The sequence below is a fragment of the Flavobacterium sp. Root935 genome (assembly GCF_001429295.1).
Classification (GTDB): Bacteria; Bacteroidota; Bacteroidia; order Flavobacteriales; family Flavobacteriaceae; genus Flavobacterium.
Window position 1 is genome coordinate 83,004 of the sequence record NZ_LMJL01000010.1, and the last position, 22,447, is coordinate 105,450.

Here is a 22,447-nt window from a genome sequence, read left to right on the forward strand (position 1 = left end):
TTCTAGTTTTACTAAATTAAGCAATTAATTCTGACGAAAGCATATAAATTACTGTTCTCTGAATTTTAAATGATCTGTACTAAAAAGCAAACCAATTCCACTGTAAGGATCTTTTTTTAAATCGAAAAAACTATTTACTCCTGACAGATCTTTATATAAATCAGCAATTATAGAAGAATTTTGAAATCCATCAATTGTATGATTTATAATTGTATCAGCAAGACAGGTTAATTCTTTTGAAGCATTTGTAACACCAATGTTATTTCCTGTTTCCCAATCCCAAATAATCCAATCCCAATTGTGTTTGTGTCTCACACAATCAAGCCATAAATAAGAAAGATTCGTGATTTTTAGTTGATTAAAATCTTTTTCTTTCCAATATTCCACACTTTCTATTATTGCTTCTACAGCTTCGTCTGTTTGATCATACATAAAATCAGGATTAGAGATCTGAATAATCTTTAGAGCATTATTTATTTTTGTATTGATTGATTTTAATTCTTTTTCAGTTGGTTTTCTTAAAAAGGCAAAATCAATATCTTGTTTTTCAAAAACGTCTCCTGCTGATTTTACAAGCATTACATAAGGAATACATTTTACATTAGCATTTAGGTCCAAAAACTCTTCATTTGGATCAAAAGAAAAGTTAGCAGCAGTATAAAAACCTGAGACATATTTCTCCTCAATTTCTTTTATCAGCTGATAATTATGATAATTTAAATCTTCCTTTATTTCATCTTCATTCTTAAAGTTACAAAAATAATCTGGCTGAAGCATCCAATACAAACAAAGAGCTGTTCCCTTATCAAGGTATTTTTGTTTTATAATCCATTTAAAAGGCTCAATACCATCATCATAATTCCAATGTTGAACAAATTGATGAAGCTCTGGAGCAGTTAGTTTTTGATAAGACAACTCTCCCCCTAATGCTTTAAGGACTCTATTCTTGTTATTTTTAGTAAATAGTTTCATTTTAGTTTTGATAGTGTCAATTTTTGAAAAACATGCAATAATTAAACAAATTTAATAGTTTATAAAAGGAGAACTACATAATCTTCCTCCACTTTTATTTGTTGAAATTCATTTGCAAACATTCTGAACATTTCTCCAAATTTAATGTTTCATTATCTTTCATATTTTTCTGCAGCTTTTTTTAAAGCCATATCTAATTCTGGACTGAAATGTAATTGTATGCTATCTAAATCAAATTGCTTAGGTTTTTCAAAATTAAAGTTTATAATAAAATCTTCGAAATTTTCAGCAACCAAACAAACATCTTCACCTTCATTTTCTTCATGGAACCATAAATAAATTTTATAATTTTCCTTATCCATACAGACTAAATCTCCTCCACCAAAATCAGCTATAGGAAATAAATTTACTGGCAAAAACTCTCGCTTGGTTTTCAGTTCAATTTCTAAATTATTAACCCCATCATATAACCCAAAAATGGCAGATATATCAAAATGTGAATCTCGAATATGCTTTGGCAATTCTATTATCGGAGTAAAAACATAATTATCTTTAACATAATCATTTCCAAAAAATTGTAAATAAAAAATATAATTTTCAGGAAAAGTTAATTTATACCTTTTGGCAACATCTTGAATATCGTTTTTAGTCAACAAAATACGTGATGGACTCAGTTCAAAATCAATAATTTCTTCGAGTTTAAGTTTTAATTTATTCATTTTTGTTTTTTTTATATAATAATCCTTCGCCACTTGTATTTGCAAAAATTCATTTTCAATACCTTCTAAATCTGTGATATCTTTTAGCGATAATTTTTCACTATAAATCTCAAATTGAATTATTATTCTTTCATTTGTAAAAATGATTCCATATTCAATTTCTTCTTCATCTTCAAAATATGATATTAAAAATACCTTTTCAACATCTAATCCTGACTCTTTTACATCAGATCATTTCCTTATTAAAGATTTGTTAGTTCTAGTAATTCTTCTTTGCATAATTCAATTCTTTAATGCTCATGTTTACATTTTTTAAGTTCTACAAACTAATAACATCAATTTTATAAAAAGGGGCACAATAAGTCATAATTATAACATTTTAAGCTCATTAACTAAAACTTAAAAGTTAAACAAATAATAATTCTTACAATAAAAATTAAACCAATTTAGTTTAATAAAGTCTAACGAGTATAACAATTAAAAAAACTTAAAAATGAAAAAATTATTTATCGCAGCTATGTTATTTGTTGGAATAGCAAGTTTTGCACAAGACACAGATCAAAAACCTCAACGCGAGCAAAGAGAAAGAATGACTCCAGAACAGCGTAATGAGAAACAATTACAAAAATTAACAACAGAATTAAGTCTTGACGCTAGTCAGCAGGCACAGGTTAAACAACTTTTGGCTGACAGAAGTGCTAAAGCTGAAAAATTTAGAGAAGCAAGAAAAGACAATACTACAAAACCAACTGCTGAAGAAAAAGCTGCTTTCAAAAAACAAATGGAAGATGAAGTTGCTGCAAACGACGCTAAAATGAAATCGATCTTAAAAGCTGACCAATACACAAAATGGAAATCTTTGCAAGAAGAGAAAAAAGATAAAATGAGAGAAAAGGTAAAAGAGTATAAAAAAGAAAACAACTAAAGTAGTTTATAAAAGAGGTCTAAATGGCCTCTTTTTTATTTCATTTATTATTTATGCTTTCATTAATACTTTCTGTTAAATAAAAGACAAACTTCATAATTGGATTAAACTTAATAAAATCGTGGCAGTCTAATTGCTATAATCTTAAAAAAACGAATTATGAAAAAATTATTTATCGCAGCTTTATTATTCGTTGGAGTAGTAAGTTTTGCACAAGACATCAATCAGAAACCGGCACGTGATCAAAAAGAAAAATTAACTCCGGAACAGCGTAATGAAAAACATTTACAAAAACTGACTTCTGAATTGAATTTAGATAAAAAACAACAAGAACAAGTAAAACAGCTTATAGCTGAAAAGAGTGCCAAAGCAGAAAAATTTAAGGAGTCTAGAAAAGACAGCAAAACAAAACCGACTGATGCCGAAAGAGAAGCTTTTAAAAAACAAATAACAGCCGAAAAAGAAGCTACAGATGCTAAAATGAAAGCAATTCTAAACGCTGATCAATACACAAAATGGACGGCTCTTAAAAAAGATCACAAAGATCATAAAGGAAGAGGAGATCATAAATGAGATCACAAAACGCCGCAAGAACGCGATCAAGCACATTTGCAAAAATTAACTACTGATCTAAGCTTAAATGCTGACCAGCAAAAACAAGTCGGCCAACTTTTATCTGACAGAAGTACAAAAATGGAAACGCTTAAAAAAAGCCGAGGTGACGCAAAACCAACTGACGCTGAAAGAAAAGCCATGAAAAAACAAATGGAAGAGGATCACAAAGCTTTTGATGCAAAAATGAAATCTATTTTGAATGCAGATCAATATAAAAAATGGACAACGATTCAAAAAGAACACAAAGATAAAATGAAAGATCACCGAAAAGATAAAATGTAATTGAGATCAAAAAAAGAGGCTGTTAAAGCCTCTTTTTGTTTGTATTATTTTATCGGATTTAATATCAAATCAATTCTTTTGATACAATCTTCATAATGATATTTGGTTTCGGTATTAACTGCTCCTGCTTTTGCTGCAACGAGTGATTTTCGTAGTGCACTTAATTCTCCTCTTACTAACGCTCTTAAATCAGATTGAGTTACGTTATAATAAATAGTAGATCTATCTGTTGGTTTGATTTCTTCTGTCATTAAAAATCCCATTCTGTCAATATATGCACGCTGTAAGTTCCTGCGATAAACAGTTACATTTGAAGCCGCCGCAGCTTCTTTCCAAATTCCTCTTCGGATGTCTTTGAAGAAATCTAAAGCTTTGTAATTATCACCGCTCAAAATTTCGTTGTCCATTAGTCTTCCAACTCTTCCTAAAGTCATTAAATTATTAAGCTGTCTTACTTGCAGACTTCTAAACTTTTCTGTGTAACCCGCAAACTCTGTATTTTGGAGCGTTTTTACATTTACAATCCAGGTTGGCGATTCAAAAGCATTTTTTTGAAGCCAATTCATCGCTTCAATTTGTTTTGCTTTTGGCACTACTTCATAAACACTTCCTGCTTGATTTGGCTTTTTAGTATTTTCATAAATTCCTCCAACATTGGTTACAACATGACCAACATAACGACTCCAGCAATCTAATAACTCTTTGTATAATTCGTCTAAATCTTCGTAATTATTAGTAACATTACTGGTCCATTCGTTTAAATGACTCGCTACATATTCTAAATTTTTAAGTCCGTAAGAACTTGCTTTCATCGAATTATTTCCAATGTCTTCTGTTTGAGAAGAAGGATCAAAAGCACTACTTTGTTTTCCGAATTTATAAATCGGATTTCCTGCTTTATCCAAGATCCATTTGTCTAAAGTTGGTACTTCTTCTTGTGGAGATTTCACATTCGGGATCACTCTGTATCCCCAATTTACAGCATATTGATCGTAGGCACCCATTTTACGAACAAAACGTATATTTTTATCTCCAGGCTGTGCGATGTAATTAAAACGGGCATAATCCATTATACTGGCTGAGATTCCGTTTTGCTGTGTAAAATCGCCATTTCTATAACTCTCCACATCATAAGCACAACTTGCGCCCATATTATGAGGAAAACCTAAAGCATGCCCAACCTCGTGTGCAATAACCATTCGCATCATTTCTCCCATTTCTTCATCGCTCGTCTGTAAAGTTCTCGCTGACGGATTTGCTGCTCCAGTTTCTAATAAATATCTATTTCTATAAGAACGCAAATGATTGTGATACCAAATAACATCGCTTTCTATAATTTCTCCCGTTCTCGGATCTGAAACACTTGGTCCAACTGCATTTCGTGTTGTACTGGCGACATATCGAATCACAGAGTAACGAACATCTTCTGGGCTAAAATCTGGATCTTCTTCTTTAGTTGGGGCATCTTTGGCAATAATGGCATTTTTAAATCCAGCGGATTCAAACGGTTTCTGCCATTCTTCGATTCCTTGTTTAATGTATTTTTTTAATTTTTCAGGCGTTGCAGGATCGAGATAATATACAATTGGTTTTATTGGTTCAACCAATTCTCCTCTGTTGTAGGCTTCTGGATCTTTTGGTTCTAATCTCCAACGTCTGATATAAGTTTTCAAATCCGATTTTAATTCGTTACTGCCATAATCGTATTGACTTACAGTAAACCAGCCCACACGCGGATCTGCCAATCTTGGTCTCATTGGAACTTCTGGAAGCAAAATCATAGATTGATTCATTTGAATACTTATAGATTCTGATTCTTCTAACATCGAAGGTTTCGAAGCATTGTATGTAAAGTCTTGAATTACTTCGATATTCATCGGAAAACTTTTCATTGCATTAATGAAACTTCTCGAATCATCTAAACCTTTTACTTTATAGGTTTCTCTCATTTCTGCTGAAATTCCGCTGATTGCTTTTACATCTGTGCTGTAGAATTTAGTAACATCAATAACTATATTTGCCGAATCTTTACTAAAAGTAGCGATATCAAAAGCATATAAAGTAGGCTCATAATTATTTGATTTTACCGAAATACTAATTGGTAATGTATCATTGGCAACAGCATTATAAGATTTTGATTTGATTAAAATTTTATCTTGAAAACGCTGCCAGACAATTAACTGTTCATTGGTTTCAGAACCTGCGTTTACGTAACCGCCACCTAAATTAGAAGGCAGTTTTGCAAGTCTGCTCACTAAAAGCATGTCTTTGTTTAAATATTTATTCGGAATCTCGAAGTAGTATTTTTTATCGACTTTATGAACTGTAAAAAGTCCTTCGTCTGAAACGGCATCTTTGGTAATTACTTTATTGTAATCTTTAATTGATGATTCTGGTTTCTTTTCTGGCTGAGGTGCTGGAGCTTCTTTTTGATCTTTTTTCTTTTTATTCTGGGAAAATGTTTTGGAAGGAAACAGCGCAAAAATGGCTATTAAAGATAAAATGAAAAATTTCTTCATTTAATGTTGGTTTAGTGGTTAATTGACAAACAAAAATAATTTTTACTTACAATATCACAACAAATCACATATACATTAACTTTTTATTAACTAGTAAAATTCTAGCATAAAAAAAGGCTCAACTTTTAGTAAAGTGAGCCTTAAATATTATTTTTTTCTATAAATTAGAATGTTTTCGAAACTTTATCAATTGCATTTATTGTAAAATCTAAATCTTCATAAGTCAAAGCATCTGTAATAAACCAAGTTTCATAAGCAGATGGTGCAATGTAAACACCTTCTTGCAATAATCCATGGAAGAATTTCTTAAAGGTTTCGTTATCCCCTTTTGCAGCCGTTTGAAAATCTGTAACTGGATTGGCATCAAAATGAACAGAAATCATAGAACCAACTCTATTTATTGTAAACACAATGTTATTTGCTTTTAAAACCCTGTCAATTCCTGCTTCTAGATAAGCTGTTTTTTCTTCTAAACGAGTAAAAATTTCGCGGTCATTATCCAATGCTTTCAACATTGCCAGTCCAGCCGCCATTGCTAATGGATTTCCAGATAATGTTCCTGCTTGATAAACTGGTCCAAGAGGCGCTAAATGGTTCATGATTTCTTCGCGCGCAGCAAAAGCCCCTACTGGAAGTCCTCCTCCTATTACTTTTCCAAAAGTCACAATATCAGCATCGACACCATACAATTCTTGAACTCCACCACGAGCCAAACGGAAACCTGTCATAACCTCATCGAAAATCAAAAGAATTCCGTTTGCTGTACATAATTCTCTTAAACCTTCTAAGAAACCTTTTGCTGGCGGAATACATCCCATGTTTCCTGCAACTGCTTCGATAATAATCGCAGCGATTTCTCCTTTATTAGCTTCAACTAAAGTTTTTACATTTTCTAAATCATTGTATTTGGCTAACAAAGTATCTTTTGCAGTTCCTTCTGTCACTCCTGGACTATTTGGAGATCCAAAAGTTACGGCACCGCTTCCTGCCTGAATCAAAAATGAATCAGAATGTCCATGGTAACAGCCTGCAAATTTTACTATTTTATCTCTTTTTGTAAATCCGCGAGCCAGACGAATCGCACTCATACACGCTTCTGTTCCTGAATTTACAAATCTAATTTTATCAATATTCGGAACCATAGAAACGGCCAAAGCTGCGATTTCTGTTTCCAATTCTGTCGGCATTCCAAATGAAGTTCCTAGTTTTGCTTTTTCGATCACGGCATCAACAACTGGCTGATAAGCATGACCCAAAACCATTGGTCCCCAAGAGTTAATATAATCAATTAATTTATTTCCGTCTTCATCATATAAATAAGCACCTTTAGCACTTTTTACAAAAATTGGAGTTCCGCCAACAGCTTTAAACGCTCTTACTGGTGAATTTACTCCTCCTGGAATTACTTTTTCTGCTTCAGCAAAAAGCTGACTACTTCTTTTATATAACATTCTTATTTTAGATTTTAGAGTTCAGATTTTAGATTTTTTAGATTAAAAACTGAAAAACTTATTTTTGGATTTTATATTAACTTCAAACTGAAAACTGAAAACTGTGACTGAACACTGTGACTAAACACTGTGACTGAGACTGAAAACTTTTACTTCACCTTCAATCTCTGCCCAATTGAAATCGCATTATCAGTCAGGTTATTTTTTCTCTTCAAATCATCAACTAATAAATTGAATTTCTTTGAAATGGAATACAAAGTATCACCTTTTTGAACTTCATATGAATTTGGATCATACGTATTCATATTGATCTTTGGATCAGATGCGACATCATAAGATGTTTTTTTTGCTGGAGCAGAAGTATTGATTGGTACGTAGTTTCTACCTGTAACTTGACAATCGTATTGATGCAGATTGTAACGTTCAATATAACTAATTAACTTATCTGGATATTTCGGATCGGTTGCATAACCAGCTGCTCTCAATCCTTTTGCCCAGGATTTATAATCGTCTTTTTCGTATGTAAATAAGGTAGCATATCGTTTTTTTCCAACCAAAAATAAAGCGTGATCCCTGTAAGATTCTGAAGCTTGAGGGTATTTTCTAAAACATTCCTGAGCCGAATCATCGTCGTGGCGAACACTTTCTCCTAACCAATCATTATGACATTTAATCCCGAAATGATTATTCGCTTCAAGCGCTAGATCTCCTCTTCCTGCACCCGATTCCAAAATTCCCTGTGCTAAAATAATACTGGCTGGAATTCCATAAGTTTTCATGTTTCCCATCGCAATCTCTTTGTACTGCAAAACGTAATTATTAATCAAATCGCTGGTTACAACTGTTTTTGAAGTAGATTGAATAACCTCAGTTGTATTATTTGTAGAAGGATAATTTTTACCAATTGGTTTAACGGGAGTAGTTCTTTTTGCCGCTGCAGTCCTCGTTTGAACCGCTGCAGCTTTTTTAGTCGTCGCGATGGCAGGCTTACTAGAAGAGCAGCTTGCTAAAGCTAATATTACGAGAAGTAATACAATTTTTTTAATCATTGGTTTTGAGTATTGGTAATTTTTTCTGCTTCAATTTTATATTCATTCCTTCAATTCCCTGTAATCCACCAGTGTGAATGAGTAAAATTTTTGAATGTGCAGGAAAATAATTTTTGCTGATTAAATCTATAACGCCAAAAACCATCTTTCCTGTATAAATTGGATCTAAAGGCACCTTATTTTCTTCAAAAAAAGCATTTATAAATTCGATTAATTCTAAATTTATCTTGCCATAACCTCCAAAATGATAGTCAGAAATTAAATTCCAGTTATCTTTTTTTGCAAAAATACGAATTTCATCGGTTAAAAAGTCACCTTTTAACGCTGGAAACCCTAAAATTTTCTGATTTGGCAATGCACTATTAATTAATCCAGAAATCGTGCCGCCAGTTCCAACCGCACAGCAAACGTAGTTAAAAGCCGCAACTTCATCGGTTAAAATCTCTTCGCAACCTTTTACAGCAAGTTCATTTGTACCGCCTTCGGGAACTAAATAAAAGTCTCCAAATCTATCTTTTAGCTTTTCAATAAAAGAACTTTCGTTTTTTAAACGGTAATCTTCACGGGAAACAAACTCAAATTCCATTCCGTTTTCCTGAGCGAATTTTAAAGTTGGATTTTCTTCAATTTTATCCAAAAGTTCATCGCCTCGAATAATCCCAATCGTTTTAAAACCCTGCTCCTTTCCCGCATACGCCACTGCTGCAATATGATTGGAAAATGCGCCGCCAAAAGTCAATAGCGTTTTTTTATTTTCGGCTTTCGCCTGAAGTAAATTGTATTTTAATTTTCGAAATTTATTCCCCGAAACAAAAGGATGAATCAAATCTTCACGCTTTATCGTCAAAGAAATGTCATTTGGAAAATTGATCGAAATAGGCTGGTTGATAACTGGATTCATTTTAATGTAATATAATGTAGAAACTGAAAAAAAGATCGATTTTTCAAATAATCCAACTCGGTTTCTTTTGCATAAGCTTCTCTTTCAAAACTAATATTTCGGTATGCCAAATCCATGTTTTGGTATTGAACTAAACGAATTAAATATTCGAGAACATACCAAATAAAAAACGGAATTACCAAAAGTTCTAACTGCTGTCTCAAATGAATTTTTTCGTGGTTTACAAAAACTCCGTTCGATTTATCAAAATCATATTTTATTAGAATAAACGGAAATACAGCCATTCCGCGATATCCTTTCGGAATTAAATATTTGGCAACAATCAGAAACATTGGCTGTAAAATTTATAAATTTGTAGATATAAAATTATTAGATTTCATTAAAATCATAATCAAATACTTATTTTTGATTTTTAAGAAATGAAAATACGACCGAAAGCAGTTTTATGAAAGAGCAAAGTAATGAAAATAAATTAATCGAAGGCGAAGATTTTTACTATACACCCGAAGGTTATAAATGCTTTACTGAAAAACACCATTTAAAAAGAGGTTATTGCTGCAAAAGCGGCTGTCGTCATTGCCCATATGGTTATGATAAAAAGACAGGCACGATTAGGAAATAATCTAATTAGAAAATGTGCCAATTTGATAATTAGATAATTATTGAAAGTGAATTTAAATTAAACTAACCTTATTAAAGATTGATATGATTTTCAACTTCAAAAAAATCTAAGAATTCTAACAATCTAACATCTAAAAATCTAAACAAAAAATGAATGTTTTTATAACTAAAAATATACCTGAAGCCGGGATTGCATTATTAAAGGAAAAAGGCATCAACCTAACTATAAATCCAACAGAGCATGTATTATCAAGGGAGGAATTTATAAAAATATGTCAGAAAAATGATGCTCTTCTAAATGTAGGCTCTAGTAATTTAGATGAAGATTTTTTTGAGCAATGCCCAAATTTAAAAGGTATTGCTTTGTTTTCTGTCGGATTTGATTCTGTTAATATAGAATCGGCAAATAAGAGAAAAATTCCTGTTGGAAATACGCCTGATGTTTTGAGCAGAGCAACATCTGACACCGCTTTTTTATTGATGCAGAGTGCAGCCAGAAAGTCGTTTTACCATCACAAAAGAATTATAAACGGCGAATGGGGAACTTTTGATGCAATGGCCAATTTAGGACAGGAACTTTATGGAAAGACGTTGGGAATATTTGGTTTAGGAAGAATTGGTTTTGAAATGGCGCAAAAGTGTAAAGCTGCTTTCGGAATGAACATTATTTACCACAATCGTTCTCATAATGAAAGTGCCGAAAAAGAACTTGATGCGGAATTTGTAGATTTTGAAACTTTACTTTCACAAAGTGATGTTTTGAGTATTCATGCTAATTATACTTCAGAAAACAATGAACTTTTCAATAAGGACACCTTCGCTAAAATGAAATCCAATTCGATTTTCATTAATACAGCAAGAGGAAAATTTCATAATGAAGACGACTTGTATCATGCCTTAACCAATAATATAATTTGGGGAGCCGGACTTGACGTTACGAATCCAGAACCTATGAAACAAGACAATCCGTTATTAGAGCTGCCAAATTGCTGTGTTTTACCGCATATTGGTTCTGCAACCTACGAAGCTAGAAATGGTATGGCAATTTGCGCTGCACATAATATAATAGCGCTTTTTGAAAATAAAAAAATGCCGTTTTGTGTTAATGAGGAAGTTTATATTTAAAAGTTCCAAATTTTTAAATTCCAAATTCCAATCTAAAATCTAAAATCAACAATCTAAAATTATAAAATGGATATTCGCTCAAGAAAATTTAGGATTAAAATCCACAAATCTTATCATAGGTCGGATATCCGTTATCCGTAGTTTTTTTTAAATTGGAAAATGTGTCAATTTGAAAATTAGATAATTATTGTTTTATCGAATTTTCATGGGCAAACATTTCGCTCCGATGGAGCTTTTGTACCGATCCATTTTTATTCTATATAACTATTTCGCCTTTCCAAGGCTTAAAAAAACAACTCCGGAGGAGTTAAATATTTATAGAACATAATTATCGATTTTAATTTCAGCCCCAGCGGGGCGATACAACTAAAGGTAAAAAACCTTAGCAACTCAGAATCTTAGCAACTTAGCACCTTAAAAAAAATGACTTTCAAAGAAGAAATACAACAAGGAATTCCAAATATATTACCTCCAAAAAAAGAATACGATTCAACGATTAACCACGCGCCAAAACGAAAAGAAATTCTTTCGGCAGAAGAAAAAAAGCTGGCTTTAAAAAATGCATTGCGTTATTTTGATCCAAAACACCACGCCGAATTAATTCCTGAATTTTCAGAAGAATTAGAAAAATACGGACGTATTTATATGTATCGCCTGCGTCCAAATTACAGAATGTACGCAAGACCAATTGACGAATATCCAGGAAAATCATTGCAAGCCAAAGCTATCATGCACATGATTCAGAACAACTTGGATTATGCTGTCGCACAACATCCGCATGAATTGATTACGTATGGCGGAAACGGTGCCGTTTTTCAAAACTGGGCACAATATTTATTGACGATGCAGTATTTGTCTGAAATGACAGATGAGCAGACTTTGACCATGTATTCCGGACATCCGATGGGATTATTTCCTTCGCATAAAGAAGCACCAAGAGTTGTGGTTACCAACGGAATGGTAATCCCGAATTACTCCAAACCCGACGATTGGGAAAAAATGAATGCGCTTGGTGTTTCACAGTACGGACAAATGACCGCGGGAAGTTATATGTACATTGGCCCGCAGGGAATTGTACACGGAACTACAATTACGGTTTTAAATGGTTTTAGAAAAATAAAATTAAATCCAGAAGGAAATCTTTTTGTGACATCTGGACTTGGCGGAATGTCGGGTGCACAGCCAAAAGCTGGAAATATTGCCGGATGTATTACGGTTTGCGCCGAAGTAAATCCAAAAATTACTAAAATTCGTCACGAACAAGGATGGATCAATGAAGTTGTAACTTCTACAGATGAATTGGTTGCAAGAGTTAATTCGGCGAAAGCCAACAAAGAAGTAGTTTCGATTGCTTATTTAGGAAATGTAGTTGATGTTTGGGAACGTTTTGATCAGGAAAATATCAAAATTGATTTAGGTTCAGATCAGACTTCATTGCATAATCCTTGGGCTGGAGGTTATTATCCGGCTGGGATTTCTTTTGAAGAAGCTAATGAAATGATGGCCAGTAATCCGGAATTATTCAAAGAAAAAGTACAGGAATCTTTACGCCGTCAAGCGAAGGCAATTAACAAACATACTGCAAAAGGAACTTACTTTTTCGATTACGGAAATGCCTTTTTATTGGAAGCTTCCCGCGCTGGTGCAGATGTTATGGCAGAAAATAATATCGATTTTAAATATCCAAGTTACGTTCAGGATATTATGGGACCAATGTGTTTTGATTACGGATTTGGTCCTTTCCGTTGGGTTTGTACCTCTGGAAGACCCGAAGATTTATTAAAAACAGATGCAATTGCTTGCGAAGTTTTAGAAAAAATGGCTGAAACTGCTCCAAATGAAATTCAGCAGCAAATGCAGGATAACATCAAATGGATTAAAGGTGCACAGGAAAACAAACTGGTAGTAGGTTCTCAAGCCCGAATTTTATACGCTGACGCAGAAGGAAGAGTTAAAATTGCAGAAGCTTTTAACCAAGCGATTGCTAGAGGTGAAATTGGAGCTGTGGTTTTAGGACGCGATCATCATGACGTTTCTGGAACTGACTCACCTTATAGAGAAACATCTAATATTTATGATGGATCACGTTTTACAGCCGATATGGCGATTCAAAACGTAATTGGCGACAGTTTTAGAGGAGCAACCTGGGTATCAATTCATAACGGCGGAGGAGTTGGCTGGGGAGAGGTTATAAACGGCGGATTTGGTATGGTTCTTGATGGTTCTAAAGAGGCTTCAAAGCGTTTAGCATCAATGCTTTTCTGGGATGTTAACAACGGAATCTCCAGACGAAGCTGGGCGCGAAATGAAGGTGCTGTTTTTGCCATAAAAAGAGCAATGGAAGTCGAACCTTTATTAAAAGTAACTTTACCTAATATGGTAGATGAAAGTCTGCTTTAGTTAAAGATATTAAAAAAAGATTTTATCATAAAACATAGTGTCATCCTGAGTGAAGTCGAAGGCTGAAACCGAATGAAATCACTCTGACAGAAAAAATAAAGTTGTTTTTTAGGATAAACTAATTACAAACAAGAACATTAAATTTCTAATAATATGAAAACACTTAAGTTAATTCCATTTTTCCTGCTGTTGATACTTTCTTCCTGCAGCAGTGTTACTGTTTATTCTGATTACGACAAAACTGTCGATTTTACGCCTTATAAAACATACGCTTACTTTAAGCCTGGAATTGACAAGGTCGAAATATCAGATTTAGATAAAAGAAGAATTCTTCGCGCTATCGATGATCAAATGCAGGCTAAAGGTTTTACAAAAAGCGATAATCCTGATTTACTTGTAAATATATTTACAAAATCAAGAGAACAAGTAGATGTAAATCAATTTAGTGCTGGCTGGGGTTACGGCTGGGGCTGGGGCTGGAATCCTTGGATGATGTATGGCGGTAACCAAACTACTGTTTCTACTTCTACCGAAGGAACTTTGTACATTGATTTAATTGATGCTAAAAAGAAAGAAATGATCTGGCAAGGTGAAGGTGTTGGAACTCTAACTCGAGACATCGATAAAAAAGATGAAAGAATTGCTGAGTTTGTTGGTAAAATTTTAGCACAATATCCTCCAGTTAAGAAATAGTATTCAGTTTCAGGTTACAGTGGAAATTTTCAGTTTATTTCATAAAACTTAAAATATTTCATGAGTACTTCGCAAAATAATTAATACATTTGCTATTCAAATAACAAAAAAAATGACAAACTTTAATAACATTATTATCGCTATTATCAGCATTATTGCAATTGGGCAATAATGGCGAGGTGTTATATAAATTTGTAAAAATATAGTTTATAAAAACCTCCCAAATCGGGAGGTTTTTTATTTTAAGAATAATTAAAATTCGCCACGAATTACAGCAATTTTGCACAAATTATTTTTCTGCTTTTTGAATAAAAAAATTAGTGCTGATTCGGGTAATTCACGGCAAAAAAATTACAGTAAATATTAAGATATTTTTTTAGCTGCAGATTAAGAGGATTATAATGATTTTTTAATTTGTGAAAATCACTGAAATCTGTGGCAAAAAAATTAAAAACAACGATTATGAGTTTATTTAACGAAGTACTTAATGCAAAAAAGCAGCTCGAAGATGTAGTTGCTGCAACTCCTTTGACACAAAATTTGAATCTTTCAGATGAATTTAAAGCTACCGTTTTATTAAAAAGAGAAGATTTACAAATCGTTCGGTCGTATAAAATCAGAGGTGCTTACAATAAGATTTCTTCGTTAAACGAAAAAGAAAAAGCAAACGGAATTGTTTGCGCCAGTGCAGGAAATCACGCGCAAGGCGTTGCTTATTCTTGTAATCTTCTCCAAATAAACGGCAAAATTTATATGCCAAAAACCACTCCAAAACAAAAAGTAAAGCAAGTACAATTGTTCGGGAAATCGTTTGTTGAGATTGTTCTTACAGGGGATACTTTTGATGATGCCTACGCATCTGCAACTGCTGATGCGATCAAAAACCACAAAACATTTATCCATCCTTTTGACGATGAAAAAGTAATTGCCGGACAAGGAACTGTTGGTTTAGAAATCTTAGAAAGTTTTAAAGAACCTATTGATTACGTATTTGTGCCAATTGGCGGCGGCGGACTGGCTTCTGGTTTATCTGAAGTTTTTAGACACTTAAGTCCGAATACAAAAATAATCGGCGTTGAACCAAAAGGAGCGCCTTCGATGAAAACTTCGATTGAAGAAAATAAAAATACGCCGCTAAAAACCATTGATAAATTTGTAGACGGAGCTGCTGTTAAACAAGTTGGCGATAAAACTTTTGAAATCTGCCGCTACAACCTAGAAGATATTATTCTGGTTCCCGAAGGAAAAGTTTGCACAACAATTTTACGATTGTATAATGAAGAAGCTATGGTTGTTGAACCTGCGGGTGCGCTAACAATTGCTGCTTTAGACTTTTATAAAGATAAAATTAAAGACAAAAATGTGGTTTGCATTGTAAGCGGCAGTAATAATGATATCGAAAGAACTGCCGAAATAAAAGAACGTTCTTTACTTTACGAAGGTTTAATGCATTATTTTATGATTCAGTTTCCACAGCGTCCTGGGGCTTTAAAAGAATTTGTCAATAATATTTTAGGTCCAGATGATGACATCACGTATTTCCAGTTTGCTAAGAAAAACAGCCGCGAAGTGGGTTCTGTTGTTGTGGGTTTAGAGTTGAAAAACAAAAATGATATCATGCCAATTAAACTCAAAATGACTGAAAATGGTTTCGAATTTCAATATTTAAATGACAACCAAGATTTGTTCACACAATTAATTGGATAAAAATAAAAAGGCTGTCACATAAAATGACAGCCTTTCCAAATCAAATATAAAATTACTAATTGAATTCTAAACTTGTAATTACTCTTTTAGTATTTTTTTAGAATAAGAGCCTTCACCATCCGTAACTCGCACTACATAAACTCCTTTTGGCAATCTCGAAATTTCTATTTCTGGTTGATTTCCTTTGACAAAGTTTATAGTTTTCTTTAAAACAGGCTGTCCCGTTATATTAAATATTTGTACATCGGCACTGCCTTGATGATTGGTATCAATTTTTAAATAATTGCTGGCTTCATCAACAAAAACTGTCATATCATTTGAGCTCTCATTTTCAGCCACTACTGTTTCTACTGCCAAAGCACTTTTAGCTGCAGAAGACTCAACTTGCACGAATTGCCATTGTTGGTTCAAACCTCCAGTATAACTCCAAACTTGAATATTGGCTCCATTTGCTGTAGATACATTTTCAACATCTAGAGATTTTCCGCTGTTTACATTTATGATTTTGTAGTAACCGCCTCCTAAACTTGTCACAGTCCATTTGAATTCATTTGAAGACGAAAAAGTTTTTTGCTGCACCTTTAATCCATCTGCGGTACCGTTATTTTCCACAGCCAAGTACATTCCAGTTGATTTTACAATAATGTAATAATTCCCGCTTCCGTCAGAAACAAATTTCCAGCGCTGATTATTGCCGCCTCCGTTTGTTATATCATATTGCTGAATCCTTCCTCCGCTTGTAGTTGAATTATCAGCAACATCTAAACCTTTATTACTATTTCTTGAAATAATATTATAGTAACCAGGAAAACTAGTAACAGGAGGTGTTCCTGCTCCCCATGTAAAAGTTACTGCAGATGAAGCAGGAACTGCATAATTAAATGCCGATGATCCTGATACTACTTTTATTGTGTTTGATGATCCGCCGGAGTTATATACTACAAGTGCAATGGAACCATCAGGATTTTTAAATCCGACTGATGAAATACTGCCGTTTGTACTTGACGAACTAATTCTTACAGCTCCTGGTTTTACATATTTTGAAATTTGGCCAATAATATAAAATGCAACATTTTTAGTATAGGTAGTGCTATTATTAACCGTAATCGCTCCTAAACAAGTGTTACATCCGCCTGGAGTTCGCGGTCCTAAACTTGAATTATTTGCTGCATTCCATTCCAAAACTGTTTTCGACCAGTTATTTGTACTGCCTATTACAACATTTTGCATATGCCAGCCAAAATCACCGCTAAAACTTCCGCCTGAGCCTGTATATTGTTCTGTAAAATATACGTTTTTATTTGTGGCATTTCGTACTGTTGACATTGCCGATATATTTCCTAAATACAAATGAAAAGCTGCTCCATCTACATAACTGCTATTATTCAAAACATCAGTAGGATATGCGGTGTTATCGCAGTTATGATCAAAAGCAATAATTTTGACATTTCCGTAACCTGCCGCAGCCATTTGAGGTCCAAGTTGTTGATTAATAAAATTCTTTTGTTCTGTCGAATTCATCAGCATACTTGGCTCATTATTTGGATTTTCTGGCTCGTTTTGTGGAGTAATTCCCCAAATCGGAATTCCCAGCGCCTGCATTGCCGCAATGTATTTCACAAAATATCTCGCATAAGCCGCATAATATTGTGTTTGTAAACTTCCTCCAACCCAAGAACCATTAGTTTTCATCCAGCGTGGTGCAGACCAAGGTGTAGCTAGTACTTTTATGTTTGGATTGATCTGCTGGATTTTTTTGATAATTGGAATTAAATATGTTAAATCAGGCCCGTTTAAGCTAAAATTGTTCATATTTGTATCGCCAGAAGTTTCATTGTAACTGTAAGATGAACTGCTTAAGTCAGAAGCTCCGATACTGATACGAACTAAACTTGCATTTAATCCTGTTGTGGGATTATATAAATCATTTAGCAATTGGTTTTGCTGTGTTGCTGCCATACCGCTGATCACTTCACAACTGCCTTCGGTTAGGGTGTAACCAAATCCATCAATGGTTTGATAAGTTGTTCCCGGATTGACTGTGACTGTGGAAGGATTAGATCCTGAATTGGTTCCAAAGCTGACAGCAGATTGCTGCTGTAATAATTTGGTTTGATCTCCTGTTGTCATCCAAGGAGTTACAGTTTGTGCATTTAAGCTGTAAATAAATAATAGCATACTACTAAGAAGCAGTTTTCGCATTTTATTTACTCGCGCAGATGTTTGAGTAGTTTTGTGCATTTTTTTGTGGTTTTGGTTTTTGATAATTAGTTTTTCTTATTTATTTCCTTTTATTTTACTAAAACATCACAATATTATGAGTATTTTTACAATATTCTCATTTTTAAAACTTTACAAATACACATCAAATTTAAAAATCAGATATAACAAAAACTCATCTCAATGTTCTATAATTAACTAATAATCATTAATTTAAAAAATAAAAAATCATAAAAAACTTACTTATTTAAAGCTAAATAACTTATCAAAAAACAAATAGTTATACAATTACCTTACAAAACGTGTTTTATTGCGTATTTACAGGGATTAATGACAAATATCAGTATAGTGAAAAAAGTTAAATTGTATTTTTGCAATCTACTTTAAATACAATAAAATGGCAGATTTAAAAGATATTTCGACAATAGAAGACATTAAACAAATGGTCGACAGCTTTTATGGGAATGTTAGAAAAGATGATCTTATTGGTCCTATTTTTAATGATAAGCTGCAAGATCGCTGGGAACCGCATTTGCAAAAAATGTATAATTTCTGGCAGACTATTTTATTTGATGTCCGCGCTTATTCTGGAACTCCATTTCCACCACACAAACAACTGCCTGTTGATAAAACTCATTTTGACCGCTGGATTCAGATTTTCAATTCTACCATTGACTCACAATTTGCGGGTGTAATTACTGAAGAAGCTAAAATGCGTGCCGCAAATATGGCTTTTATGTTCAGTCATAAAATTGAATATTTCAGAAATGCCGAAAACGAGTTAAGAAATTCCAGTAAAAAATCTTAAAAACTAATTGGTCAATAAAAAACAGATTCCTTAATTCGATATATTTGAATGAATTAATCTCAAATCTATATTTCTTATTTATGAAAAAAGTAATCTTGTTTTTTATAATTTGTTTTTCTTTTTTAAATCATTCAAACGCACAATCTCAAGCGCCGGTTTCTAATTTATACAAGGGAACAGTCGACGGAAAAACTCCTATAACACTTTACATCAAAACAGAAGAAAATCCTTGTACTGCCGATTTAATGTTTACTTCAATGTATCGTTACAATAAATCAAATAATTGGATTCAGCTTGATATTACTCAAAACAGAAAAAAAGAAAACGAATTTGTTTTAGTCGAACATAGTTTCAGCGGTGTATTAATTTTAAAGAAAACCGGCAATACTTTTACTGGTTTATGGATTAGCCCTGATGCTCAAAAACAGCTTAAGGTTGATTTAAAAGAGGCTTCAATGACTAAAAAGGAAATTGAAAACTTTGAAAAAACAATGGAAAAAGTCAATTATGAGAATAATGACTGCTAAAATTTTAACTATTACTCATTTCTCAAAATCTATAAAAACGCAATAAAAATCACTTTAGAATAAAAATATTGTGGTAAACAGCAAAAATTAGCGGTCTAAATTCGTAATTTTACATTCTAATCTACAACGTTTGCGAAATGAACCCAAATATTGAAACCAATCCGTTATTAGAGCGATTGCCTAAACATTTACAGCAATTTATTAAGCCTCAAGATTATAGTGATTATACTCCTATTAATCAAGCGGTTTGGAGATATGTTATGCGTAAAAACGTAGATTATCTTTCTAAAGTTGCCCATCATTCGTATTTAGAAGGTTTACGCAAAACTGGAATTGAGATCGATTCCATTCCGAGTATGTACGGAATGAATCGTATTTTGAGCGAAATTGGCTGGGCGGCAGTTGCTGTTGATGGATTTATTCCGCCAAATGCTTTTATGGAATTTCAGGCTTATAATGTTTTGGTTATTGCTTCGGATATCAGGCAATTAGAACATATTGAATATACTCCCGCACCAGACATCATTCACGAAGGTGCCGGTCACGCTCCTATTATTGCCAATCCAGAATATGCCGAATATTTACGACGTTTTGGCGAAATTGGGTGCAAAGCCATTTCTTCTCATAAAGATTATCAAATGTACGAAGCGATTCGTCTGCTTTCTATTTTAAAGGAAGCCGAAGATACGCCTCAGGAAAAAATAGACGAAGCCGAAAAAGCAGTTGCCGATTTACAAAACAATATGGGCGAATTGTCTGAAATGGCGCAAATTAGAAACCTGCATTGGTGGACAGTTGAATATGGCTTAATCGGGACGGTTGAAGATCCTAAAATATATGGTGCCGGATTACTTTCTTCTATTGGTGAAAGTGCTTGGTGTATGACTGATAACGTGAAGAAAATTCCGTATGATATTTCAGCGGCGAATCAGAATTTTGATATTACGCAGTTACAGCCACAACTTTATGTAACGCCTACATTTTCTTATTTGAGTCTGATTTTAGAAGAATTTGCGAATAAAATGGCTTTGCGAACTGGAGGCCTTTCGGGAATTCAGAAATTGATTCAATCCAATGCTTTAGGAACAATTGAATTGAGTACAGGTTTACAAATTTCAGGAGTTTTTACCAATGTAGTTGAAGACGAAGGAAAACCTGTTTACATTCAAACAACTGGAAAAACAGCATTGGCTTACCGCGAAAAAGAATTAGTCGGCCACGGAACTTTGACACATCCGCATGGATTTGGAAGCCCGATTGGAAAACTGAAAGGTTTTAATCTGGCTATTGAAGACATGAGTCCGAAAGATCTGCAGGCTTACAGTATTGTAGAAAACGAGACTGTAAAACTGGAATTTGAAGGTAATATTATTGTTGAAGGTGAAATCATTACAGGTTCTAGAAATCTTCATGGAGAGATTATTTTAATCAGTTTTAGAAATTGTACGGTTACGCATGGTGAAACGATTTTGTTTCAGCCCGATTGGGGAAATTATGATATGGCGATTGGTAAAAAAGTTATATCTGCATTTTCTGGTCCAGCCGATGTGAACTCTTTCGATTTAATTAACATTGTTCCGACCACTAAAACTATAAAGGCAAAACATACTGAAGAGCGTGATGAATTAGAAATTCTATACGCAACAGTTCGTAACATTCGAAATAATAAAGACTCTAAAACCGAATTAAAGTCTGTTTTTGAAAAATTAAAAAATAATCATTCTAACGATTGGTTGTTATCAATTGAAATAGCAGAGCTTCTAAAAGATTCAGACGAAAAGCAGCTTTTACAAGAAGTATTGGTTTACTTGGATCAATTGAAGGTAAAACGTCCTGAAATTGCACATTTAATTTCTGGCGGATTGGATTTGATTTTTGATAGCTCTTTGCCTAATTTGCCACAAAGACACTAAGGCGAGAAATTATTCTTCTTTTGCTAATTTTTTAATTTCGCAAGAAGCAGAGTCGTAAATTTTCCTTTCAATTGCCTCCTGCTTTAGCTGGAGGGCATATAAAGACAAAATCAAGAGGCTTTAGCCAAATCTCATGTTTTTTTTGGCTAAAGCCTTTTTCAATCTTCATGAAATACCTCCAGCTAAAGCAGGAGGCAAGTCAAATAAAAACTTTGCGCCTTAGTGGCATGTAGGCAAACTTCACAGCTTCAAATCTTGATTCAGCTCGGTCTCAGATTCAATAACTTTCCCGTTGTATTGTAATTTCCAGCCCATTGAATTTGTCATAATTAAGATTTTTGACAATTCACTTATTAATCTATTTTGGGCATTTGTTTTTAGAGTAGATTTCTCAATTTTTTTAGCCAGATTGGCTTTTACTGATTTATTGATTTTATTATAATCATCTCCCGTAAACGGATTCAGTTTACTTTGTTCAACATCATAAAACTGAATATCTGGATTTATTGTAATTTCTTCTTTTGGGATATTTAAGATGGTTATCGTTTTATTTTTTTCATCGATGTCGTATTTCATTTGATGTAAATCGTAAGCAACAGTGACATTAGCATTTACTACAATTAGTGCTTTCTTTTCAAAAGAAACCAAATCCATTAAATATTTCTGCTGATTTTTATAAGTAACCACCTCAGAGAAATGACCTTCGGTTACGACCAATTTTCCAACATTAAGAATCTGTTGCTGAATTAAATTAGTATTATACTGAATATCAGAATCGTCTTCTTTTTTAAACTGGCAATATTTAAAAGCCAGAACAATTAATAAAACGATGATACCAACACCTATAATTCTTTTGATTAAGTTTTGCATTCTAATAAAATATTTAGACCAATTTACTTCTTTTTTTATTCTTTGCCACGAATTGCACTAATTACACTAATTTTTTAAAATGTCAAATTTGACGTTCTTAATTTTTAATTTGTGAAATCGATAAAAAACA

General features: G+C 33.3%; 20 protein-coding genes. 11 read left to right on the forward strand and 9 right to left on the reverse strand.

Features of this window, described 5'->3' with window-relative positions:
• Positions 1–48: 48 nt before the first annotated feature.
• Together ASE40_RS11270 and ASE40_RS11275 are read right to left on the reverse strand one after the other, a co-directional pair.
• The gene (locus ASE40_RS11270) at positions 49–972 is read right to left on the reverse strand and encodes a DUF4274 domain-containing protein (protein WP_057117074.1); all 924 of its coding nucleotides are present in this window, start codon (positions 970–972) and stop codon (positions 49–51) included.
• Between the two features lie 152 nt (positions 973–1,124).
• Positions 1,125–1,691, reverse strand: coding sequence for an SMI1/KNR4 family protein (locus tag ASE40_RS11275; protein ID WP_128414969.1), 567 nt, complete (start codon positions 1,689–1,691; stop codon positions 1,125–1,127).
• Positions 1,692–2,184: 493 nt separating this feature from the next.
• On the opposite strand from ASE40_RS11275, the gene ASE40_RS11280 reads away from it, so the two are divergent.
• From ASE40_RS11280 to ASE40_RS11290, 3 genes are all read left to right on the forward strand, one after another.
• Positions 2,185–2,616, forward strand: coding sequence for a hypothetical protein (locus ASE40_RS11280; protein ID WP_057117076.1), 432 nt, complete (start codon positions 2,185–2,187; stop codon positions 2,614–2,616).
• A 159-nt stretch (positions 2,617–2,775) separates the two neighbouring features.
• The gene (locus ASE40_RS11285) at positions 2,776–3,189 is read left to right on the forward strand and encodes a hypothetical protein (RefSeq protein ID WP_057117077.1); all 414 of its coding nucleotides are present in this window, start codon (positions 2,776–2,778) and stop codon (positions 3,187–3,189) included.
• Positions 3,190–3,309: 120 nt separating this feature from the next.
• Positions 3,310–3,513, forward strand: a complete 204-nt coding sequence (locus tag ASE40_RS11290; RefSeq protein WP_128414970.1) for a hypothetical protein — start codon at positions 3,310–3,312, stop codon at positions 3,511–3,513.
• A 44-nt stretch (positions 3,514–3,557) separates the two neighbouring features.
• Here the strand turns inward: ASE40_RS11290 and ASE40_RS11295 are convergent, their stop codons facing one another.
• The 5 genes from ASE40_RS11295 to ASE40_RS11315 form a co-directional block, all read right to left on the reverse strand.
• The gene (locus tag ASE40_RS11295) at positions 3,558–6,032 is read right to left on the reverse strand and encodes a zinc-dependent metalloprotease (RefSeq protein WP_057117079.1); all 2,475 of its coding nucleotides are present in this window, start codon (positions 6,030–6,032) and stop codon (positions 3,558–3,560) included.
• A gap of 164 nt (positions 6,033–6,196) precedes the next feature.
• Positions 6,197–7,483, reverse strand: a complete 1,287-nt coding sequence (gene hemL / locus ASE40_RS11300) for a glutamate-1-semialdehyde 2,1-aminomutase (protein ID WP_057117080.1) — start codon at positions 7,481–7,483, stop codon at positions 6,197–6,199.
• 149 nt (positions 7,484–7,632) lie between these two features.
• Positions 7,633–8,532 (reverse strand): glucosaminidase domain-containing protein, encoded by a 900-nt coding sequence (locus tag ASE40_RS11305; protein ID WP_057117081.1) that lies wholly within the window; start codon positions 8,530–8,532, stop codon positions 7,633–7,635.
• A complete protein-coding gene (locus ASE40_RS11310; protein ID WP_057117082.1) occupies positions 8,525–9,433 on the reverse strand; it encodes a 1-aminocyclopropane-1-carboxylate deaminase/D-cysteine desulfhydrase in 909 nt (302 codons plus the stop codon). Before ASE40_RS11310 ends, ASE40_RS11305 begins: the two co-directional genes overlap by 8 nt.
• Positions 9,430–9,765, reverse strand: a complete 336-nt coding sequence (locus ASE40_RS11315; RefSeq protein ID WP_057117083.1) for a hypothetical protein — start codon at positions 9,763–9,765, stop codon at positions 9,430–9,432. Before ASE40_RS11315 ends, ASE40_RS11310 begins: the two co-directional genes overlap by 4 nt.
• A gap of 113 nt (positions 9,766–9,878) precedes the next feature.
• Between ASE40_RS11315 and ASE40_RS22025 the strand changes: the two genes are divergently transcribed.
• The 5 genes from ASE40_RS22025 to ilvA all read left to right on the forward strand — a co-directional run bounded on the left by ASE40_RS22025 (position 9,879) and on the right by ilvA (position 15,979).
• Entirely contained in the window at positions 9,879–10,055 is a 177-nt protein-coding gene (locus tag ASE40_RS22025) for a DUF5522 domain-containing protein (RefSeq protein ID WP_157848510.1), read from the forward strand.
• 149 nt (positions 10,056–10,204) lie between these two features.
• Complete coding sequence (locus ASE40_RS11320; RefSeq protein WP_057117084.1) at positions 10,205–11,179, forward strand: 2-hydroxyacid dehydrogenase; 975 nt, start codon at positions 10,205–10,207, stop codon at positions 11,177–11,179.
• 423 nt (positions 11,180–11,602) lie between these two features.
• A complete protein-coding gene (locus tag ASE40_RS11325) occupies positions 11,603–13,579 on the forward strand; it encodes a urocanate hydratase (RefSeq protein WP_057117085.1) in 1,977 nt (658 codons plus the stop codon).
• Between the two features lie 153 nt (positions 13,580–13,732).
• Positions 13,733–14,272, forward strand: a complete 540-nt coding sequence (locus ASE40_RS11330; protein ID WP_057117086.1) for a DUF4136 domain-containing protein — start codon at positions 13,733–13,735, stop codon at positions 14,270–14,272.
• A gap of 462 nt (positions 14,273–14,734) precedes the next feature.
• On the forward strand, positions 14,735–15,979 hold the full coding sequence (gene ilvA, locus ASE40_RS11335) for a threonine ammonia-lyase IlvA (RefSeq protein ID WP_057117657.1): 1,245 nt from the start codon (positions 14,735–14,737) through the stop codon (positions 15,977–15,979).
• Between the two features lie 78 nt (positions 15,980–16,057).
• Here the strand turns inward: ilvA and ASE40_RS11340 are convergent, their stop codons facing one another.
• The gene (locus ASE40_RS11340; protein WP_057117087.1) at positions 16,058–18,220 is read right to left on the reverse strand and encodes an RICIN domain-containing protein; all 2,163 of its coding nucleotides are present in this window, start codon (positions 18,218–18,220) and stop codon (positions 16,058–16,060) included.
• Positions 18,221–18,596: 376 nt separating this feature from the next.
• Here ASE40_RS11340 and ASE40_RS11345 point away from each other — a divergent pair, with 376 nt between their 5' ends.
• The 3 genes from ASE40_RS11345 (at position 18,597) to ASE40_RS11355 (ending at position 21,447) form a co-directional block, all read left to right on the forward strand.
• Entirely contained in the window at positions 18,597–19,007 is a 411-nt protein-coding gene (locus ASE40_RS11345) for a group III truncated hemoglobin (RefSeq protein WP_057117088.1), read from the forward strand.
• Between the two features lie 80 nt (positions 19,008–19,087).
• Complete coding sequence (locus ASE40_RS11350; protein WP_057117089.1) at positions 19,088–19,534, forward strand: hypothetical protein; 447 nt, start codon at positions 19,088–19,090, stop codon at positions 19,532–19,534.
• Between the two features lie 137 nt (positions 19,535–19,671).
• Positions 19,672–21,447: an aromatic amino acid hydroxylase gene (locus tag ASE40_RS11355; protein ID WP_057117090.1), complete on the forward strand. Its 1,776-nt coding sequence runs from the start codon at positions 19,672–19,674 to the stop codon at positions 21,445–21,447.
• A 240-nt stretch (positions 21,448–21,687) separates the two neighbouring features.
• Here ASE40_RS11355 and ASE40_RS11360 read toward each other — a convergent pair whose 3' ends face one another.
• Complete coding sequence (locus ASE40_RS11360) at positions 21,688–22,317, reverse strand: DUF4230 domain-containing protein (RefSeq protein ID WP_057117091.1); 630 nt, start codon at positions 22,315–22,317, stop codon at positions 21,688–21,690.
• Positions 22,318–22,447: the final 130 nt, after the last annotated feature.

Coding starts and splice junctions, on each gene's coding strand:
- ASE40_RS11315 (WP_057117083.1), bottom strand. CDS start 9,765: ATGTTTCTGATTGTTGCCAAATATTTAATTCCGAAAGGATATCGCGGA.
- ASE40_RS11310 (WP_057117082.1), bottom strand. CDS start 9,433: ATGAATCCAGTTATCAACCAGCCTATTTCGATCAATTTTCCAAATGAC.
- ASE40_RS11280 (WP_057117076.1), top strand. CDS start 2,185: ATGAAAAAATTATTTATCGCAGCTATGTTATTTGTTGGAATAGCAAGT.
- ASE40_RS11295 (WP_057117079.1), bottom strand. CDS start 6,032: ATGAAGAAATTTTTCATTTTATCTTTAATAGCCATTTTTGCGCTGTTT.
- ASE40_RS11330 (WP_057117086.1), top strand. CDS start 13,733: ATGAAAACACTTAAGTTAATTCCATTTTTCCTGCTGTTGATACTTTCT.
- ASE40_RS11350 (WP_057117089.1), top strand. CDS start 19,088: ATGAAAAAAGTAATCTTGTTTTTTATAATTTGTTTTTCTTTTTTAAAT.
- hemL (WP_057117080.1), bottom strand. CDS start 7,483: ATGTTATATAAAAGAAGTAGTCAGCTTTTTGCTGAAGCAGAAAAAGTA.
- ASE40_RS11355 (WP_057117090.1), top strand. CDS start 19,672: ATGAACCCAAATATTGAAACCAATCCGTTATTAGAGCGATTGCCTAAA.
- ASE40_RS11270 (WP_057117074.1), bottom strand. CDS start 972: ATGAAACTATTTACTAAAAATAACAAGAATAGAGTCCTTAAAGCATTA.
- ASE40_RS11305 (WP_057117081.1), bottom strand. CDS start 8,532: ATGATTAAAAAAATTGTATTACTTCTCGTAATATTAGCTTTAGCAAGC.
- ilvA (WP_057117657.1), top strand. CDS start 14,735: ATGAGTTTATTTAACGAAGTACTTAATGCAAAAAAGCAGCTCGAAGAT.
- ASE40_RS11360 (WP_057117091.1), bottom strand. CDS start 22,317: ATGCAAAACTTAATCAAAAGAATTATAGGTGTTGGTATCATCGTTTTA.
- ASE40_RS11340 (WP_057117087.1), bottom strand. CDS start 18,220: ATGCACAAAACTACTCAAACATCTGCGCGAGTAAATAAAATGCGAAAA.
- ASE40_RS11345 (WP_057117088.1), top strand. CDS start 18,597: ATGGCAGATTTAAAAGATATTTCGACAATAGAAGACATTAAACAAATG.
- ASE40_RS11285 (WP_057117077.1), top strand. CDS start 2,776: ATGAAAAAATTATTTATCGCAGCTTTATTATTCGTTGGAGTAGTAAGT.
- ASE40_RS11275 (WP_128414969.1), bottom strand. CDS start 1,691: ATGAATAAATTAAAACTTAAACTCGAAGAAATTATTGATTTTGAACTG.
- ASE40_RS11320 (WP_057117084.1), top strand. CDS start 10,205: ATGAATGTTTTTATAACTAAAAATATACCTGAAGCCGGGATTGCATTA.
- ASE40_RS11290 (WP_128414970.1), top strand. CDS start 3,310: ATGGAAACGCTTAAAAAAAGCCGAGGTGACGCAAAACCAACTGACGCT.
- ASE40_RS11325 (WP_057117085.1), top strand. CDS start 11,603: ATGACTTTCAAAGAAGAAATACAACAAGGAATTCCAAATATATTACCT.
- ASE40_RS22025 (WP_157848510.1), top strand. CDS start 9,879: ATGAAAGAGCAAAGTAATGAAAATAAATTAATCGAAGGCGAAGATTTT.